This is a genomic window from Pseudomonas sp. SDO55104_S430 (assembly GCF_054070595.1).
Genome location: NZ_JBSVXG010000029.1, coordinates 1 through 16,765, shown reverse-complemented (window position 1 = coordinate 16,765; position 16,765 = coordinate 1). Strand labels below are relative to the sequence as shown.

Genomic DNA, 16,765 nt, shown 5'->3' with positions numbered 1-16,765 from the left:
TGACCCCAGTATAACGACGCGGGAAAAAATCCCATACGAGCTTGTTGCCTTCTTTTCCGGGACAGCTGTAAAGGTTGCAAATAATGCATCAAAGGGGGCGTTTCGGTCCGAGTCACGCCTCATGCAAAACCCGCCCCCGAGGTTTTGCATGAGTTCTCATTTGCCGCGCAAGTCAGCTCCTGTGATTGTCATCCCCCGGTTCGCCGCCGACATGAACGCCGCGGTCATCACCCGGTTCGCCACCCACATGGTTGCCACGATTATCACCAGGCTCGCCGCCAACATGATTGCCATGGTCGTCGCCAGGCTCGCCCCCAACATGATTGCCATGATCGTCCCCGGGCTCACCGCCCACATGATTGCCATGATCATCGCCAGGCTCTCCACCAGCGTGATTGCCGTGATCGTCACCGGCTTCAGCATGATTGCCGTTGCGTCCGGAATTCGAGTTCCCAGCGTGGTCCGAGCCCGCATTGCCGTGACCGCTGCCACTGTTGCCGCCACCATTGCCAGCATGACCGCCACCGTCACCACCACTTCCGCTACCGCCGCCATTTCCACCATGGCCGCCTCCGTTTCCGCTGCCACCACCGCCGCCGCCACCGTGACCACCGCCGTTACCGCCACCACCACCGCCTCCGTTACCTCCTCCGCCTCCACCGCCGTGACCACCACCATTACCGCCACCGCCTCCACCACCGCTACCGCCACCACCGCCGCCGCCATGTCCGCCACCTTCTTTGGCGTAAGCGCTGGAGTCGTGGGAAATCGAATCAGGAATCAAAACAATGGACGCCGACAGCACACCACCGATGGCCATCGCCAATAGAGCCCGTTTGAAAACTGCTTGAACTTGCATATTCCGCCTCCTGGTCATCACCGCGAGAAACGTCGAATCAAGTCGGGAATGGTCTTAATTTTTGTTGGAATTCTGTGCGTGGGATATTTTCCCACATCGAAAAGCTAGACCCGTTTGGACAGACGTTCAAGCGGCGCAGGGAAAAGCCGACCGGTGGTTGGTCAACGAGGATATTCGTCAAATAATCGTCTCCGAGTTTGAGACGCGTGCGCCGATCCACGTGTGCGAGCCTGCTCGCGAAAAACGTCTCAACAGCACGTTCAAGGTTTGGGGAGCAATGGAACCAAAAACCAACGTCAGCCATACCACCTCACAGACATACCTAGCCGGATCTTTTACCGAACCGCCAATAGTCAGCAGACCTAAGCTCGACATATTCCGTAAAGTTTCTCGACAACTACTTACGGCGCGACTGAAACGCTTGCAATAGTATGTCCAACTGACTAACAAGGAGTGTCACGTATGGCTAACCATGGTTACATGACCATCACCGGTAAGGCTCAAGGACTGATTTCGGCGGGTTGTTCAACCCAAGATTCTATCGGCAACAAGTGTCAGGCAGGGCATGCGGATGAAATCATGGTGCTCTCTTACAGCCATAATATGTCTAATGTCGGAAATATCATCAAACCAACTCATCATCCAATTATCATAACCAAAAACGTTGATAAGTCTTCGCCGCTTCTTGCTCAAGCCCTCTCATCTAGAGAAGAAATAAACTGCACCATCAGTTTTTATCGCGTGTCTTCTTTTGGCCTGCACGAAAAATTCTATTCTATATCGATCAATGGTGGGATTATTGCTGACCTGACACTTGAAATGCCCCACGCCATCTTACAGAACGACGCCGAACCGCAAGAGCATGTCGCCATTCGTTATCGAGACATCACATGGAGCCACCACACCGCAGGCACCAGCGGATATAGTACGTGGGGGAATAACGATTGAAACCAAAAAACGGAAGTTGCATACCTGGTAGCTGCGACTACTGGATGGTGAGTGCCGCGGCTGGAAAACTTGGAAGCCAAGCCAGCACATTGGGTGTTAGATACATCAAAGACGGCACGCTGCGTTTACAATTCAACCGCGAAGTCGCTTACTATGCCAAAAATATTGTTAATGATGTCTCGCAGGGCAAAAAAAGCCCTGAGCAGGGCCTGCAGGACCTCAAAAACGAACAGAGCAGCCTGCTGAGTCAGTCATATGAGATTGCTCAAAAAGGCGTGGGAGCAATGGCGGGGGCATTTCAAATCGCAACAGGGGCCGGAATCTGCTACGGCTCAGCCGGTACGCTGTGCCTATTCGCAGGCGTCCCGATGATGGCCCATGGCGCTAATAATCTCTATGAGAACGGACGTAACCTCTTAGAGAATCGTTCTGACACCCAGGGCCCAGTGAGGAAGGTTTATCAGGAGGGCGCTAAACTACTCGGCGGCGGAGCACTTGAAGGGAATATGGCTTATGGAGCTGTTGACTTAGGACTTTCTGTATATGGCGCCGGGAGAATGGTATTAAAGCCAGATGCTTGGCGCCTATATAGATACATAAACACGGACTATATAAGATCATACAAGGCAATGGGCAGTAGTGCGCTGATATTTGAAGGAGTTAGCGATAGCGTGACAGGTAGATCAATGTACTTGGAGTACAAAGGTAATGACAAGTAGCGTTATGGTTTCAATTGCATATCTATCGCTATCTTTGATAGTGCTGTCTTTTTTATATTTTTTGTCGAGATTTTTTTCTGGTGTAAAATTCAAGTGGAAATGGTTTTTTATATGTTTGTCTCTGACTATTTTTTTTGGATCATTTCATATGAGCACCGTAAAGTACGGATATGACATTATCTTTCCCGCACTAAAACCTCTCCTTCAAGGCAATGATGCAGTTGGATGGATCGCGTTTGTGAGTATTTTTCTCCACACATGCTGTGTTCCCACCCAATATGCGCCGAGGCGCTGGTTTTCACGCAAGTAAACTCAAATCGAATCACCCCGTCCAGGATGCCTCCCCCTAATCAACAAAGGGCATGACTGCTGCTCCCTGCGCCGCTGAATATTGTCCTCCGGATTATGCAGTGACCGCTCCTCACCTCGGGCGACCTCTTTCGGTGCCGCCCACTGTCAGCCAAGACCGAGATGCGCAATTGTTTTATTGAGGCGGATGCGTAGGAAGAGGGCCCTGAGCGGAGGTGGCCGGCTTACGTTGGTTTTTGGTTCCACTGCTCCCCGAATCTTTTTTCCAGACGGCCCGCGTCTTCATGGACGTCCATCGCGAGCAGGCTCGCTCCCGCAAAGCGCTAATAGCGGCATTGTGTCCTTTGATCATTTGATGAAGTGGAAAAGCAGGATTGACGCCTTGGTGACTTTTGCACTGCGAGCACCGGCTCAAAGCACATGAGTCAGGCGGCGTTATCCAGCCCATTTGCGGGCGACTTCGAGCAGTTCGATACGGGCTCTGGCGAGCGCCGCTTCCCGCGCTTCGGCTGCCGCGAATTGCGTCGGCTGCGCGTCGACGAACGCAGGGGCTCGAACGCCGATGAATCCGAAGGCAGCGTTGAGCGATGGCGTCAGCGCATCCATATGCGCCAGAGGCATGCCGGCGCGCATGTCCGTGCCTCGGGTGGTGATGAACAGGGCTTTTTGCCGGGCCAGTTGGCCGACGTACTGGCCTGATTCGTCGACCACATAAGTCAGCTCAGCACGAACGATATTGTCGATGAACGCCTTGAACACCGAGGGATAGGAGAAATTGTGCATCGGCATGGCAAACAACAGCGCGTCAGTGTCCAGCACGCGGCGGCACAAGGCCGTTGACGGCGCCAGGGTTTGCTCCATCGCCGCGGTGCGCTGCGCCGAAGGCGTGTAGGTGGCGATGGTGAATGACTCGTCGATATGCGCCGGCGGCTGCTGGGTCAGGTCCAGATAGTCGATTTCGAGCTCGACGTTCTGTTCGCGCAGGCAAGCAATAAAGTGGCGGGCAAGCGCTCGCGAATTGGATCGTTGGCCTTTGGGGCTGGCATCGACGTGCAACAACTTCATACAGGCGTTCCTCGGATGACGGATGGGGTACGCCTGACTATGCAAACCATGCGCCATCCCCCTGTGGGAGCGGGCTTGCTCGCGAAGGCGTCCCCACAGACGCCCTGATTTCAAGAATGTACCCACCACAATTGTGGGAGCGAGCCTGCTCGCGATGAATGCCCAGACACCGCCGACATCCAGGTACCCCGTGTCATCGTTGACCACCATCGCGAGCATGCTCGCTCCTACAGTAGTTCGGCGCCATCCATGAAATGTTGCGTCCCACAGGACCATTGAGAGCAGTGATCAGCTCGCTTGTTCCAACGCTGAAAACAGGCTCACGAACTCCTGCGACAGCTTGTGCCGTGGCGCCAGATGAATCATCGGCACCGACGCCTCATGAGACTCACGCATCTTAACCGTGCTGCTTAAGTAATCCGGCAACACCGGCAAACCTTCCGCTACCAGTTCATCGATCAGCGACTTGTGCAAATTGGCCCGCGCCTCGAACTGGTTGACCACCACCCCTTCCACGATCAACGACTCGTTGTGGTCAGCCCGCAACTCGCTGACGTGCGCAATAACGCTGTAAAGCGCCTGTCGGGAGAAGCTGTCGCAATCAAAGGGAATCAGCACCCGGTTAGCGGCGATCAGCGCGCTGTAGGTATAGAAATTCAGCGACGGCGGCGTATCGATATAAATGCGCTCGTAATCCTCGGAAAGCTCCACCAGCAGACGCCGAAGCTTGTTGATCTTGAACTTGGACTCAAGCTTCGCCTGCAGATCCGTCAACTCGCGGCTGGCCGTGACCAGATGCAGATTGTTGTAGCGCGTATCGGTGATGGCCACGCGATTCTTCTTGCTCGCTGGGCCGCTGGACAGGGTCTGCTTGAAGAAATCGGCGATTCCCACGGGAATGTCATCGCCGGTAAGGCCTGTCAGATAGTGGGTCGAGTTGGCCTGGGGATCGAGATCCACCAGCAACGTCCTGTAGCCCTCCGCGGCACTGACTGCCGCGAGATTGCAGGCGATGCTCGATTTGCCAACGCCTCCTTTTTGATTGAACACCGCTCGACGCATGGGACCGACAACCTTAATTAAGAATCCTTGTTAACAACTGCACTCGATCATAAGAATGAAATATTTCAGAATTGTTTCCAAATGACATTTTTATTGCACTTTCGAGTCAGCCATTGAGCCTGGACCATGGTTTCGACCATGAAGTGACTTGCAAGTCGTGCGATTGAGCTAACGTCTAGATGTTCGCCTTGCCAGGTTAAGGACCACCGCACCATGAGCCATTCGGATTCTTCGCCGCCAGTTACGGAACCGGGTCGCATTGCACACAGGGTTACCGGCGGCAACACCGGTCTGAGCCGTTGGCTGCCGGGGCTCAAAACGCTGCGCGAGTACAAGATCGCCTGGCTGCGTCACGACATCATGGCCGGCCTGGTGCTGACCACCATGCTGGTGCCGGTCGGCATCGCCTACGCCGTAGCATCCGGTGTTCCGGGCATTTACGGCCTGTACGCCACCATCATTCCCCTCATCGCCTACGCCCTGTTCGGGCCCAGCCGGATTCTCGTACTCGGGCCGGATTCCTCGCTGGCGGCGGTGATTCTCGCCGTCATCCTGCCGCTGTCCGGCGGCGATCCCATGCGCGCCGTTGCCCTGGCCAGCATGATGGCGATCGTCTCGGGGTTGGTGTGCATTCTCGCGGGCATCGCGCGGCTGGGCTTCATTACCGAGTTGCTGTCCAAGCCGATCCGCTACGGCTATATGAACGGGATCGCGCTGACGGTGCTGATCAGCCAGTTGCCGAAGCTGTTCGGGTTTTCCATCGATGCCGACGGTCCGCTACGAAATGTGATGGCCATCGTCACGTCGATCCTGGACGGCAAGACCAACTGGGTGACCTTTGGGGTGGGCGCGGCGACGCTGGTGGTGATCCTGCTGCTCAAGGGCCACAAGCGCATCCCCGGGATTCTGATTGCCGTGGCGGGTGCGACGATTGTCGTGGGCATGCTGGACCTCGGGGCGCGCGCCGGGGTCTCGATCCTCGGGCAACTGCCGCAAGGTTTGCCGGCGTTCGCGATTCCGTGGATAACCCGCGAAGACATTGTTCCGGTGATCATCGGCGGCTGCGCCGTCGCCCTGGTGTCGTTCGCCGACACTAGCGTGCTGTCCCGGGTTTACGCGGCGCGCACGCGTACTTATGTCGACCCGAACCAGGAAATGGCCGGCCTGGGGTTTGCCAATCTGGCGGCCGGGTTCTTCCAGGGTTTCCCCATCAGCAGCAGTTCTTCGCGCACCCCGGTGGCCGAGGCGGCAGGCGCGAAAACCCAGTTGACCGGCGTGGTCGGCGCGGTGGCGGTGGCGGTGTTGCTGATGGTCGCGCCGAACCTGCTGGAGCACCTGCCCAATAGCGCGCTGGCCGCAGTGGTGATCGCCTCGGCCATCGGCCTGATCGAAATCACCGACCTGCGCCGCATCTACCGCATGCAGCGCTGGGAATTCTGGTTGTCGATCGTCTGCACCATTGGTGTGGCGGTGTTCGGGGCTATCGAGGGCATCGGCATCGCCATCCTGATCGCGGTCATCGAATTCCTCTGGGATGGCTGGCGCCCCTACTCCGCCGTGCTGGGCCAGGCCCAGGGCGTCAAGGGTTTCCACGACATCCAGCGCTACCCGAACGCCACCCTGATCCCCGGGCTGGTGCTATTTCGCTGGGACGCTTCGCTGTTTTTCGCCAACGCCGAACTGTTCCATGACCGCGTGCTGGACGCCGTCGCGGCATCACCAACGCCAGTGCGCTGGCTGGTGATCGCGGCAGAACCGATCACCAGCGTGGACGTGACCTCTGCCGATATGCTGTCGGAGCTGGACCACACTTTGAAGGCGGCGGAGATTGAGTTGTGTCTGGCCGAGATGAAGGACCCGGTGAAGGACAAGCTCAAGCGGTTCGGGTTGTTCGAGAAGCTGGGTGAAGGGGCGTTTTTTCCGACGGTTGATGATGCGGTCAGTAACTACCTTTCTACCGCTCCCGAAAAACGCTGAACTACTGCCAAACACACCTGTGGCGAGGGGGCTTGTCGAAACGTCGCACCGCCCCGTTGGGTTGCGAAGCGGCCCCAAAAAGATGGGACTGCTGCGCAGTCCAACGGGGGCAAGCCCCCTCGCCACAGTGTCATCATGGTCTGGTCAATCTGCTAACTGGCTGCTGGTGCTTTGGCGCCGCTCAACCCCTCGCATCACAACCCACACCGCCTCACTCACCAACGCCAGCACAACCGCCACCCCACCAATACAAAACAGCAGCACATGATTGCCATGGCTACTGGCGAACAACCACGAATACGCATACCCGGCCAACGCCTGAAACAGCGCAAAGACAACCGTGGCCCGACTCCACGCAGCACTTTGGGCCACCGGATCACGGGTCAGTTGCTGCACGCGCCCGAGGGTGACCGGTACGATTCCGGGAGGAAAGCTGCCAATCACGAACACCGCCGGCACCAGCCACAGCGTCTGGCTCGACAGCGCAAGTACAGCAATGGCGAACAACTGACTAGTCAGCGCCACTCGATTGCTGGCAGTCGGCCCGATGCGGTCAGACAATGCACCGTAGACAACCGGCCCCGCGATCGCCCCCAGGCCATAAACCACCCAAAGAATGGCGGCCGAGTGAGTGCCCCACCCTAGCCCCCTCGCCACGTAATCGACGAGGAACAACATCGTCGGCACCAGCACCACGGCCATCAGCGCGTACTGCACATAAATCAGACCCAATCCCGGCGAGACAGCCGTGCTTCCAGACACCGGCGCTGCCACAGGCGCAACGGCGCGCGGCCAGCCGGTCCAGCTGATCGCAGTCAGCACCAAGGCAACCACCCCCAACCCGATCCAGGTCTCACGCAACCCCACTTCCAGCAACAGCGGAACCACGGTGCCCGAGGCGGAAATCCCCAATCCCAAGCCAAGAAAAATCGCCCCACTGGCCAAGCCCTTACGCGCCCCCGGCAGGTACGGCAACACCGTGCCAGCCGCCAGCACCATGATCACGCCACCAGCCAGACCGGACACGAGGCGCCAGGTGAAAAACCACAGGATCGACAACGGCAACGCACAAGCAAAGAACGCCAGCGCCACCAGCAGCATCATCCACTGCAAGCTGCGTCGAGCCGTGAACATCCGTGCCAGCGGCCGACCGCAGAAGGCGCCGACAAGGTAGCCAACCAGATTCGCCGCGCCAAGATAGATCACTTCGTTGGCGGCGAACCAGTGAGCTTCGATCAGCGCCGGTACCAGCGGCGTGTAGGCAAATCGCGCCAGGCCAATGCCGACCAGACTGGCGCAAAGCCCGGCCAGCACGGCATGCAAGGGGTGAGGTTGTGTACTGCGCATGGGTGACTCCTGAGGTGCCTCGATGGGGAGGCGCAAAGTGTGCGGATCATCTTTGACAGGCCTGTCATGGTTGGCAGTGTTGACATGTTTGACAGGCATGTCAAGATCGCCCTCATCCCCTTCACGCAGGACGATCGACATGGCGGGCGTACGTCAATTCAACGAAGAGCAGACCCTGGATCTGGCCATGGAGCTGTTCTGGCGCCAAGGTTTCGGGGCGACCTCGATGCCGCAACTGGCGGAGGCGACGGGCGTTTTGCGCGGTTCGCTGTACAACGCTTACGGCGACAAACAGGCGCTGTTTCTCGAAGTGTTCGCCCGCTACAAGGCGAGATTTCTCGACGCCGTACGTCAGGCGCTGGACGAGCCGCAACTGGATCTGGCGCTCAAGGCGTTTTTTGCCTACACCATCGCTTCCATGACCCTGGGCACCCCGCCGCGCGGTTGCCTGACCACCAAGACCGCCATCGACGAAGCCGCCAACAGCGAGCCGATCCGCGAAGCCTTGCGCGGTTTGCTCGATGGTTTGGAGGCATTGCTCGTGGAGCGTTTTTCTACCGAAGAGGCCCGAGAGCGCCTGACTTTGGACCCCGTCGCTGCGGCGCGATTGGTGGTCAGCCAGACCCGGGGAATCGTGGTGATCGAACGGCTTTACCAGGACGCGCAACGCCTGCAGGACATCGCCGATTCGCTGGTTGCGGTTCTGACGCATCCAACGGTGAAGTGAAATACGCCGGCCAATTACCGTAGACTTCGCACCCTTTGGGCGTGAGGAAAAGATGCAGATCAGAGGCGAACGGGCCGCCACGGCGTGTGGTTTGGTGGCGATTCTTTTGTGGAGCACCGCCGCGGGACTGATCCGGAGCGTCAGCGAAATCTTTGGCCCCCTGGGCGGAGCCGCGTTGATCTACACGCTGGGCGCGATCATGTTGGTGGCCTTTTTGGGCAAACCCCGTCTGCGCTCCACGCCGCGCATCTACCTGATCTTCGGCACCGCGCTGTTCGTCGCCTATGAGGTGTGCCTGTCGCTGGCCCTGGGTTTCGCCAGCAACCGCAATCAGGCCATTGAACTGGGCGTGGTCAATTACCTCTGGCCCTGTCTGACCGTGTTGCTGGCCATCGTCATGAACGGACAAAAGGCGCGCTGGATCATCGTACCCGGCACTGCACTGGCGCTGTTCGGCATTCTCTGGGTGGTCAGCGGCGACGGGCTGTCACTGCCCGGCATCGTCGCCAACGTGCAGTCCAATCCGCTGAGCTACAGCCTTGCTCTGGCGTGCGGGATTACCTTTGCGCTGTATTGCAACGTCACGCGCATGTACGCCGGCGGGCAGAATCTGGTGGCGCTGTTTTTCGTCATCACCGCCTGTGTGCTCTGGTTGAAGCTGGGGTTGAGCAGCGAGGTGCTTCCTGCGTTTAACCTGCATGGCAGCCTGCAGTTGATCGCCGCCGGTGTTGCCATGGCGGGCGGTTACGCGCTTTGGAATATCGGGATTTTGCGCGGCAATCTGACGTTGCTAGCGACTGCTTCGTATTCTGCGCCGGTGCTTTCGTCAGCCTTTGCGGCGGTGTGGTTGGGGGCGTCCTTGGCGGCGCAGTTTTGGCAAGGCGCGGTGATGGTGACGGTCGGATCCCTCATCTGCTGGCAAGCAACCCGCGAACGCTGATCCGCACCCCGTAGGAGCGAGGCTTGCCCGCGAAAGCGCCGGTTCAGACACCACATCTTCCAAAAATATTTTCATTTCCCGGTGAGGTAAACCCAAACCCCATCCGTGTAGTGACTGAAACAGCGAATCATTCGCATCCGTTGCGGTTCTACACAGGTCATGAGTCATGAAGTCCAGGGCAAAATCCGGTTCGGTCAAACAGTGGTTGGGTGCTTCTGCATTAGGTTTCTCGGCATTGGCGTTGCTGCCCCTGAGCGTGGCGATGGCCGCGGACACAGGCAGCAGTCAGCAACGCGGGCAGTTCAATTTCTCCCTGGCCGCCAAGCCATTGCCACAGGCCCTGAGCGACTTCACTCGCGTGACCGGCATCAGCGTCGTCTACACCGACGAAACGCCCTACGGTCTCAACGCTCCGGCAGTCAGCGGGCAGATGAGCGCCGAACAGGCCCTGCAACGTCTGCTCAGCGGCTCGGGCTTCACCTTCCGCCGTACCGATGGCCACACCATGGCCCTTGAACCGCTGCCCACCGAAGGCGCCCTGAACCTGGGCGCGACCACCATTACCTCGGTGGTGGAACAGTCCGAGAGCTACCAGCCGCCACCTGTGAGTTCCGTGGCACGCACTTCCGCGCCGATCCAGGAAATTCCCCAGACCATTAACGTGGTCGCCGCCCAGGTGATTCGCGATCAGGCGCCACGCAATCTGGACGATGCGCTGGCCAACGTCAGCGGTATCACTCAGGGCAACACGCTCGGCAGCACTCAGGATTCGGTGATGACCCGCGGCTTCGGCGACAACCGCAACGGCTCGATCATGCGCGACAGCATGCCGATCGTGCAGGGCCGGGGCATGAACGCTACGGTGGATCGGGTCGAGGTACTCAAGGGGCCGGCGTCGTTGCTCTATGGCATTCAAGACCCCGGCGGCGTGGTCAACATGGTCAGCAAGAAGCCCGAACTTGCGCAGTACAACGCCGTGACCCTGCGCGGTTCGACCTATGGCGAAGGCAAGAACGGCAGCGGCGGCACCTTCGACAGCACCGGTGCCCTGGGCACGTCTGGGTTGGCCTATCGCATGGTGCTGGACCACGAAGACGAAGATTACTGGCGCAACTACGGTGTGCACCGCGAGACCCTGGTCGCACCGTCCCTGGCCTGGTTTGGCGAAAGCACCAAGCTGCTGTTCGCCTACGAGCACCGGGAGTTCCTGACCCCGTTCGACCGCGGCACGATCATCGACCCCCGAGACAACCATCCGCTGGACATCTCCCGGGATCGCCGGCTCGACGAGCCTTTCAACAACATGGAAGGGCGCTCGGACCTCTATCACTTCGAGGCCGATCACGAACTCAACGACAACTGGAATGCCCACTTCGGCTACAGCTGGAACCGCGAAACCTACGACGCCAGCCAGGTGCGCGTGACCGCCATCGACACCAACAAAGGTACTCTGACTCGCAGCATGGACGGCACGCAGAACGCGATCAGCACCGATCGCTTCACCACCGCCAGCCTCGAAGGCAAGGTGAACGTGCTGGGCATGCAGCATGATCTGGTGTTCGGCATCGATGACGAGTACCGCAAGATCTACCGCGAAGACCTGATTCGCCAGAAAAGCCTGACCACCTTCAGTTACCTCAACCCGGTTTATGGTCGTGAAGTCGAAGGCACCACCGTCAGCCCGGCCGACAGTGCGCAGACCGATCTGCTGCGCAGCGATTCGGTGTTCTTCCAGGACTCGATCCACCTGAATGACCAGTGGATTCTGGTGGCAGGTGCGCGCTTCCAGGAGTACGACCAGTACGCTGGCAAAGGCGTGCCGTTCCACGCCAACACCGACAGCAACGGCCAGAAGTGGGTGCCGCGCGCAGGTCTGGTGTATCGCTACACCGATGCCTTGTCGTTCTACGGCAGCTACACCGAATCGTTCAAACCCAACTCGACCATCGCGCCCTTGAGTGGCAGCAGCGCCGTGCTCGACGGCAGTGTCGCGCCGGAGGAGGCCAAGTCCTGGGAACTGGGGGCCAAACTGGACCTGCCGGGCCGGGTCACGGGCAACATCGCGCTGTTCGACATCAAGAAACGCAACGTGCTGATCGCCAACTCGGAAGGGCCGGTGACCATCTACAGCGCTGCCGGCGAGGTGCGTTCCCGAGGGCTGGAGGTGGACCTGAGCGGCCAGCTCAGCGACCGCTGGAGCCTGATCGGCAGCTATGCCTACACCGATGCCGAAGTCACCAAGGACCCGGACTACGAAGGCAAGCGATTGCAGAACGTGGCCAAGAACAGCGGCTCGCTGTCGGCGGTGTATGACTTTGGCAGGATCATCGGCGGCGATCAGCTTCGGGTGGGTGCCGGTGCCCGCTATGTCGGGGAGCGGGCGGGCAACGCGGTGAATGATTTCGACCTGCCGAGCTACACCGTGGCCGATGCCTTCGCCACCTACGACACCCAGTTGGACGGGCAGAAGGTCAAGTTTCAGCTCAATGTGAAGAACGTATTCGACCGCACCTACTACACCTCGGCGGCGAGCCGGTTCTTCGTGTCGATGGGGGATTCGCGGCAGGTGGTTTTGTCCAGCACCCTGGAGTTCTGATCAGCGACCGCGTCATCGTTCATCGCGAGCAAGCCCGCTCCCACATTTGGAATGCGTTCCCCTGTGGGAGCGGGCTTGCTCGCGAAGAGGCTCTAACCGCCACTGAAAAACCTGGATCTACCGCAAAAACGCCTGCCGATACTCCCCCGGCGTCCCGCCCAATGCCTGGCGAAACCGATTGGTAAAGTGGCTGGCACTGGCAAACCCGCAAGCCAGTGCAATCTCTCCCAATGGCTGCGAGGTGCAGCGCAGCAGCTCCCGCGCGCGGTTCAGGCGTCGAGCCAGCACATACTGATGCGGCGGCAGGCCGAAGCTTTCGCGGAACATCCGCGCAAAGTGGTATTCGGACAGCGAGCACAACGCCGCCAGCTGCCCCAGGCTGATCGCCGTGTCCAGATGGCTATCGATGTACTCCACTAACAACCGTCGTTGATGCGCTGCCAACCCACCCTTGAGCCGCAGGTTCGGACGATTGCCGACCTGGCTAAGCAGGGCGTGACTGAGGATTTCATGAGCCAGGCTGCTGGTCAGCAGACGCTCACCCGGTTCGTCCCAGTTGAGCGTGATCAACCGCCTAAAACGCACCGCCTGTCGCGGGTCTTCAAGAAAAGTCTGCTCGCGCAACTGCAATTCCCGAGGCTCGCGATCCAGCAGCGTGACGCAACCCAGGGCGAATTGTTCGGGGCTGAAATACAGGTGGGCCAGGCGAATGTCGCCGTTGATCACCCAACCGGACTGATGGTCGGCGGGCAGGATGCACAGCTTGTCCGGGCCGCCCTTGGTGCCGGGCTGGTCGCGGCGAAAGGTGCCGGTGCCGCCATCGATGTAACACGACAACGTGTGATGACTCGGTGCCTCGTAATCCTGGGCGTCGTGATGGTTACTCCACAAGGCCGCAGACAAGCCGTCACCGAGCTCGGCGCTGTGCTCCAGGCGAGCATTGGGCGAGCGGTTGAGGGCTTGAAAGACTTGCAGGGTGTCCAGGGCGGCCATGTTCGATTCTCTCCGACGCCTTGCATCCTACTCCGTAGACCTGCGCCTGCCAGCCCGCTGCGCGACAAAAGCGCAAGTTTATGCAAGTGCCTTAGTCAGCGCCGCAGGACACTGGTGACCTATCGAGGAGCCTGCGCCATGAACCTTTCTTTGTATTTGCTGACCGTGCTGATCTGGGGCACCACCTGGATTGCCCTCAAGTGGCAACTGGGCGTGGTGGCTATTCCGGTGTCGATCGTCTATCGCTTCGGCCTCGCCGCGCTTGTGCTGTTTGCGATGTTGCTGCTCAGCCGCAAGCTGCAAGTGATGAACCGTCGCGGGCATCTGATCTGCCTGGCCCAGGGCCTGTGCCTGTTCTGCGTCAACTTCATGTGCTTCCTCACCGCCAGCCAATGGATTCCCAGCGGTCTGGTGGCCGTGGTGTTTTCCACCGCGACCCTGTGGAACGCCCTCAACGCGCGGGTGTTCTTCGGCCAGAAAATCGCTCGCAATGTGTTGATGGGCGGCGCGTTGGGCCTGCTGGGCCTGGGGTTGCTGTTCTGGCCTGAACTGGTCGGCCACACCGCCAGCCCGCAAACCTTGCTCGGCCTGGGGCTGGCCCTGTGCGGGACCTTGTGTTTCTCGGCGGGGAACATGCTGTCGAGCCTGCAACAGAAAGCCGGACTCAAGCCCTTGACCACCAATGCCTGGGGCATGGCGTATGGGGCGGCGATGCTGTCGGTGTGGTGCCTGGTCAAGGGCATTCCTTTCGACATGGAGTGGAATGCCCGCTACATCGGCTCGCTGCTGTATCTGGTGATTCCGGGCTCGGTGATCGGCTTCACCGCTTACCTGACCCTGGTCGGGCGCATGGGCCCGGAGCGCGCCGCCTATTGCACCGTGCTGTTTCCGGTGGTGGCGCTGAATGTCTCGGCATTCGTCGAGGGCTACCAGTGGACCGCGCCGGCGCTGATCGGGCTGGTGTTGGTGATGTTCGGTAACGTGTTGGTGTTCCGCAAACCCAAGGCAACCATGAGTGCGGGAGCGGGCAAGTTGGCTTGAGCAATGACTTCAGTTGTCCTTGCCCACCAACAGATAAATCAGGCCGAGGAACATGTATTCAATGTTGCTTCTCGCCCAGTCGAAGGCATTGCGTTGCGCGGAGTACTCCATGTCGAACCATTCGTTGAGAATGATCACGTAGAGCGTTTGATAAACAAAAAGCGCGGTGCTGAAACCGATGATGGCGAACTTCTTGGCTTCATGAAATTCGCCGCGAGGTGCGGCAAGTTTGCGGTACAGATGGTAAGTACCGACCAGGAAGCTGAAGGTGAAGATGATCTCCAGGGTGATGATTGCCCAGTAAAAACGGTGGTGGAACATCGTTGAACTGATGGCTCGATATTGCCGGGAGTCGTTGCCCTCGGTGTTGCTCATGCTGATGATTCGACCGATGTAGTCGGAGTAGGCCGCGTAGTCGGTGAAGTTGTTGGTGAGGGTCATCAGACCGAAAAGAGCGGCCATCAGGACGACCACTATCTTGCTTCGCCTGATAACGCCGGCGGTGGTGAAGTTGCTCATGCAAATACGCTCCGAATGCACGCAAAGTGCGGTTATTTCGTCGGAGTCTATAGCCGTTTCCCGTCAATGGGCCGGGGCACTGATTTGCAAGTTATGTCGTTGTTACACAGGTGTTTAAAGCGTTAAAAGGCGGCACGTCGACCGGGACGTGCCGCCTTGTCATCAGCCTTTCCAGACCTGTGGATTGACCAGATCCTGAGGACGCTCGCCGAGCAATGCGCTGCGCAAGTTGCTCAACGCACGGTTGGCCATGGCCTCGCGGGTTTCATTGGTGGCCGAGCCGATGTGCGGCAGGGTCACGGCGTTTTTCAGCTGGAACAGCGGCGACTCGGCCAGCGGTTCCTTCTCGTACACATCCAGCCCCGCGCCGCGAATCCGGTTGTTCTGCAGCGCTTCGATCAGGGCCGGTTCATCGACGACCGGGCCGCGTGCGATGTTCACCAGAATTGCACTTGGCTTCATCAGCGCCAGTTCGCGATGGCTGATCAGGTGTCTGGTTTTCTCGCTTAGCGGCACCACCAGGCAGACGAAGTCGGCTTCGGCCAACAGTTGATCCAGGGTGCGGAACTGCGCGCCGAGCTCCTGTTCCAGCTCGACCTTGCGGCTGTTGCCGCTGTAGATGATCGGCATGTTGAAGCCCAGGCGACCACGACGGGCAATCGCCGCGCCGATGTTGCCCATGCCGACGATGCCCAGGGTCTTGCCGTGGACATCGCAACCGAACAGCTGCGCACCGACGGTGGCCTGCCACTGGCCGGCCTTGGTCCAGGCGTCGAGTTCGGCGACGCGGCGGGCGCTGCTCATCAGCAGGGCAAAGCCCAGGTCGGCGGTGCTTTCGGTGAGCACGTCCGGGGTGTTGGTCAGCATGATCCCGCGTTCGCTGAGGTAGGCCACGTCATAGTTGTCGTAGCCCACCGAAACGCTGGACACCACTTCCAGCTTGGCGGCGTTCTCCAGTTGCGCGCGACCGAGTTTGCGACCGACGCCGATCAGGCCGTGGGCGTGGGGCAGGGCTTCGTTGAACTGGGCATTGATGTCGCCGTTTTTCGGGTTCGGCACGATGACGTCGAAGTCTTGTTGCAGGCGTTCGACCATTTCAGGCGTGACACGGCTGAAGGCGAGGACGGTTTTTTTCATGGGAGGCGGGCTCGGCGGACGTGAGGAATGCTTAGCAAGCTACAAGTATCAAGCTATAAGCCGCAAGTCTAAAAAAGCCGAGTGCGCCCTTAACTTGTCGCTTGCCGCTTGAAGCTCGTCGCTACCCTTCCGTTATACTGCCGCCTTTCGCGGCTCGCTGACCGGGCCCGACACTTTGCGTATCACCCGGAGCCACCATGACTTCCCCGAAACAACCACCGGTCGCCGACGCCCTGAGCGACGAGCAGGCCGAGCTGCCAGACAGCGTCGAGACCGGCGCCGATGGCGAAACCAGCGCCGCGATCCCTGCATTCAAGTTCCCGTTCAAGCCGGGTGAGTTGGCAGCGGCCAAAGGCTCCAATCAGCCTTGGTACAAGAATGGCGCCAAGAATGGCCACACCAAGACCCCGGGCATGGCCCCGCCGGGGACTCGGCGGTCGATGGGTAAGCGCTGAGATTCAGACTTTGTGGTGACTGTGCCGCCGTCTTCGCGAGCAAGCCCGCTCCCACATTAGTCCTACGTACA

General features: G+C 59.3%; 15 protein-coding genes. 8 read left to right on the top strand and 7 right to left on the bottom strand.

Going from position 1 to position 16,765, the window contains the following annotated elements:
• Positions 1-172 precede the first annotated feature (172 nt).
• Positions 173-859, bottom strand: a complete 687-nt coding sequence (locus ACW9JE_RS08170) for a hypothetical protein (RefSeq protein WP_457432459.1) — start codon at positions 857-859, stop codon at positions 173-175.
• A 462-nt stretch (positions 860-1,321) separates the two neighbouring features.
• Between ACW9JE_RS08170 and ACW9JE_RS08165 the strand changes: the two genes are divergently transcribed.
• On the top strand, positions 1,322-1,807 hold the full coding sequence (locus ACW9JE_RS08165) for an Hcp family type VI secretion system effector (protein ID WP_457432458.1): 486 nt from the start codon (positions 1,322-1,324) through the stop codon (positions 1,805-1,807).
• A gap of 44 nt (positions 1,808-1,851) precedes the next feature.
• A complete protein-coding gene (locus ACW9JE_RS08160; RefSeq protein WP_457432477.1) occupies positions 1,852-2,526 on the top strand; it encodes a DUF4225 domain-containing protein in 675 nt (224 codons plus the stop codon).
• A 744-nt stretch (positions 2,527-3,270) separates the two neighbouring features.
• Here the strand turns inward: ACW9JE_RS08160 and ACW9JE_RS08155 are convergent.
• Positions 3,271-4,119: an FMN-dependent NADH-azoreductase gene (locus ACW9JE_RS08155; protein WP_457432457.1), complete on the bottom strand. Its 849-nt coding sequence runs from the start codon at positions 4,117-4,119 to the stop codon at positions 3,271-3,273.
• A 69-nt stretch (positions 4,120-4,188) separates the two neighbouring features.
• On the bottom strand, positions 4,189-4,962 hold the full coding sequence (locus ACW9JE_RS08150) for a ParA family protein (protein WP_457432456.1): 774 nt from the start codon (positions 4,960-4,962) through the stop codon (positions 4,189-4,191).
• Between the two features lie 213 nt (positions 4,963-5,175).
• Here ACW9JE_RS08150 and ACW9JE_RS08145 point away from each other — a divergent pair, with 213 nt between their 5' ends.
• Positions 5,176-6,939 carry a SulP family inorganic anion transporter gene (locus ACW9JE_RS08145; protein ID WP_457432455.1) on the top strand — a complete coding sequence of 588 codons (1,764 nt, stop codon included), beginning with the start codon at positions 5,176-5,178 and terminating at the stop codon, positions 6,937-6,939.
• 144 nt (positions 6,940-7,083) lie between these two features.
• Here ACW9JE_RS08145 and ACW9JE_RS08140 read toward each other — a convergent pair whose 3' ends face one another.
• Positions 7,084-8,286: a YbfB/YjiJ family MFS transporter gene (locus ACW9JE_RS08140; RefSeq protein ID WP_457432454.1), complete on the bottom strand. Its 1,203-nt coding sequence runs from the start codon at positions 8,284-8,286 to the stop codon at positions 7,084-7,086.
• Between the two features lie 139 nt (positions 8,287-8,425).
• Here ACW9JE_RS08140 and ACW9JE_RS08135 point away from each other — a divergent pair, with 139 nt between their 5' ends.
• The 3 genes from ACW9JE_RS08135 to ACW9JE_RS08125 all read left to right on the top strand — a co-directional run bounded on the left by ACW9JE_RS08135 (position 8,426) and on the right by ACW9JE_RS08125 (position 12,549).
• Positions 8,426-9,013 carry a TetR/AcrR family transcriptional regulator gene (locus tag ACW9JE_RS08135; protein ID WP_457432453.1) on the top strand — a complete coding sequence of 196 codons (588 nt, stop codon included), beginning with the start codon at positions 8,426-8,428 and terminating at the stop codon, positions 9,011-9,013.
• 52 nt (positions 9,014-9,065) lie between these two features.
• Positions 9,066-9,953, top strand: a complete 888-nt coding sequence (yddG, locus tag ACW9JE_RS08130; RefSeq protein ID WP_457432452.1) for an aromatic amino acid DMT transporter YddG — start codon at positions 9,066-9,068, stop codon at positions 9,951-9,953.
• Positions 9,954-10,119: 166 nt separating this feature from the next.
• Positions 10,120-12,549: a TonB-dependent siderophore receptor gene (locus tag ACW9JE_RS08125; RefSeq protein ID WP_457432451.1), complete on the top strand. Its 2,430-nt coding sequence runs from the start codon at positions 10,120-10,122 to the stop codon at positions 12,547-12,549.
• A gap of 117 nt (positions 12,550-12,666) precedes the next feature.
• On the opposite strand, the gene ACW9JE_RS08120 is transcribed toward ACW9JE_RS08125, so the two are convergent.
• Entirely contained in the window at positions 12,667-13,542 is an 876-nt protein-coding gene (locus ACW9JE_RS08120; protein ID WP_457432450.1) for a helix-turn-helix domain-containing protein, read from the bottom strand.
• A gap of 138 nt (positions 13,543-13,680) precedes the next feature.
• Here ACW9JE_RS08120 and ACW9JE_RS08115 point away from each other — a divergent pair, with 138 nt between their 5' ends.
• Positions 13,681-14,583: a DMT family transporter gene (locus ACW9JE_RS08115; RefSeq protein WP_224542092.1), complete on the top strand. Its 903-nt coding sequence runs from the start codon at positions 13,681-13,683 to the stop codon at positions 14,581-14,583.
• A gap of 9 nt (positions 14,584-14,592) precedes the next feature.
• Here ACW9JE_RS08115 and ACW9JE_RS08110 read toward each other — a convergent pair whose 3' ends face one another.
• Complete coding sequence (locus tag ACW9JE_RS08110; protein WP_224542094.1) at positions 14,593-15,102, bottom strand: DUF2165 family protein; 510 nt, start codon at positions 15,100-15,102, stop codon at positions 14,593-14,595.
• A 162-nt stretch (positions 15,103-15,264) separates the two neighbouring features.
• Positions 15,265-16,239 (bottom strand): 2-hydroxyacid dehydrogenase, encoded by a 975-nt coding sequence (locus ACW9JE_RS08105; protein ID WP_457432449.1) that lies wholly within the window; start codon positions 16,237-16,239, stop codon positions 15,265-15,267.
• A gap of 197 nt (positions 16,240-16,436) precedes the next feature.
• On the opposite strand from ACW9JE_RS08105, the gene ACW9JE_RS08100 reads away from it, so the two are divergent.
• Complete coding sequence (locus tag ACW9JE_RS08100) at positions 16,437-16,694, top strand: hypothetical protein (protein WP_457432448.1); 258 nt, start codon at positions 16,437-16,439, stop codon at positions 16,692-16,694.
• Positions 16,695-16,765 lie beyond the last annotated feature (71 nt).

Bases quoted from the DNA above. Each gene is read 5' to 3' on its own strand.
- ACW9JE_RS08140 (WP_457432454.1), bottom strand. From the start codon at position 8,286: ATGCGCAGTACACAACCTCACCCCTTGCATGCCGTGCTGGCCGGGCTT.
- ACW9JE_RS08100 (WP_457432448.1), top strand. From the start codon at position 16,437: ATGACTTCCCCGAAACAACCACCGGTCGCCGACGCCCTGAGCGACGAG.
- ACW9JE_RS08105 (WP_457432449.1), bottom strand. From the start codon at position 16,239: ATGAAAAAAACCGTCCTCGCCTTCAGCCGTGTCACGCCTGAAATGGTC.
- ACW9JE_RS08150 (WP_457432456.1), bottom strand. From the start codon at position 4,962: ATGCGTCGAGCGGTGTTCAATCAAAAAGGAGGCGTTGGCAAATCGAGC.
- ACW9JE_RS08110 (WP_224542094.1), bottom strand. From the start codon at position 15,102: ATGAGCAACTTCACCACCGCCGGCGTTATCAGGCGAAGCAAGATAGTG.
- ACW9JE_RS08115 (WP_224542092.1), top strand. From the start codon at position 13,681: ATGAACCTTTCTTTGTATTTGCTGACCGTGCTGATCTGGGGCACCACC.
- ACW9JE_RS08120 (WP_457432450.1), bottom strand. From the start codon at position 13,542: ATGGCCGCCCTGGACACCCTGCAAGTCTTTCAAGCCCTCAACCGCTCG.
- ACW9JE_RS08125 (WP_457432451.1), top strand. From the start codon at position 10,120: ATGAAGTCCAGGGCAAAATCCGGTTCGGTCAAACAGTGGTTGGGTGCT.
- ACW9JE_RS08145 (WP_457432455.1), top strand. From the start codon at position 5,176: ATGAGCCATTCGGATTCTTCGCCGCCAGTTACGGAACCGGGTCGCATT.
- yddG (WP_457432452.1), top strand. From the start codon at position 9,066: ATGCAGATCAGAGGCGAACGGGCCGCCACGGCGTGTGGTTTGGTGGCG.
- ACW9JE_RS08165 (WP_457432458.1), top strand. From the start codon at position 1,322: ATGGCTAACCATGGTTACATGACCATCACCGGTAAGGCTCAAGGACTG.
- ACW9JE_RS08155 (WP_457432457.1), bottom strand. From the start codon at position 4,119: ATGCTCGCGATGGTGGTCAACGATGACACGGGGTACCTGGATGTCGGC.
- ACW9JE_RS08160 (WP_457432477.1), top strand. From the start codon at position 1,852: ATGGTGAGTGCCGCGGCTGGAAAACTTGGAAGCCAAGCCAGCACATTG.
- ACW9JE_RS08135 (WP_457432453.1), top strand. From the start codon at position 8,426: ATGGCGGGCGTACGTCAATTCAACGAAGAGCAGACCCTGGATCTGGCC.
- ACW9JE_RS08170 (WP_457432459.1), bottom strand. From the start codon at position 859: ATGCAAGTTCAAGCAGTTTTCAAACGGGCTCTATTGGCGATGGCCATC.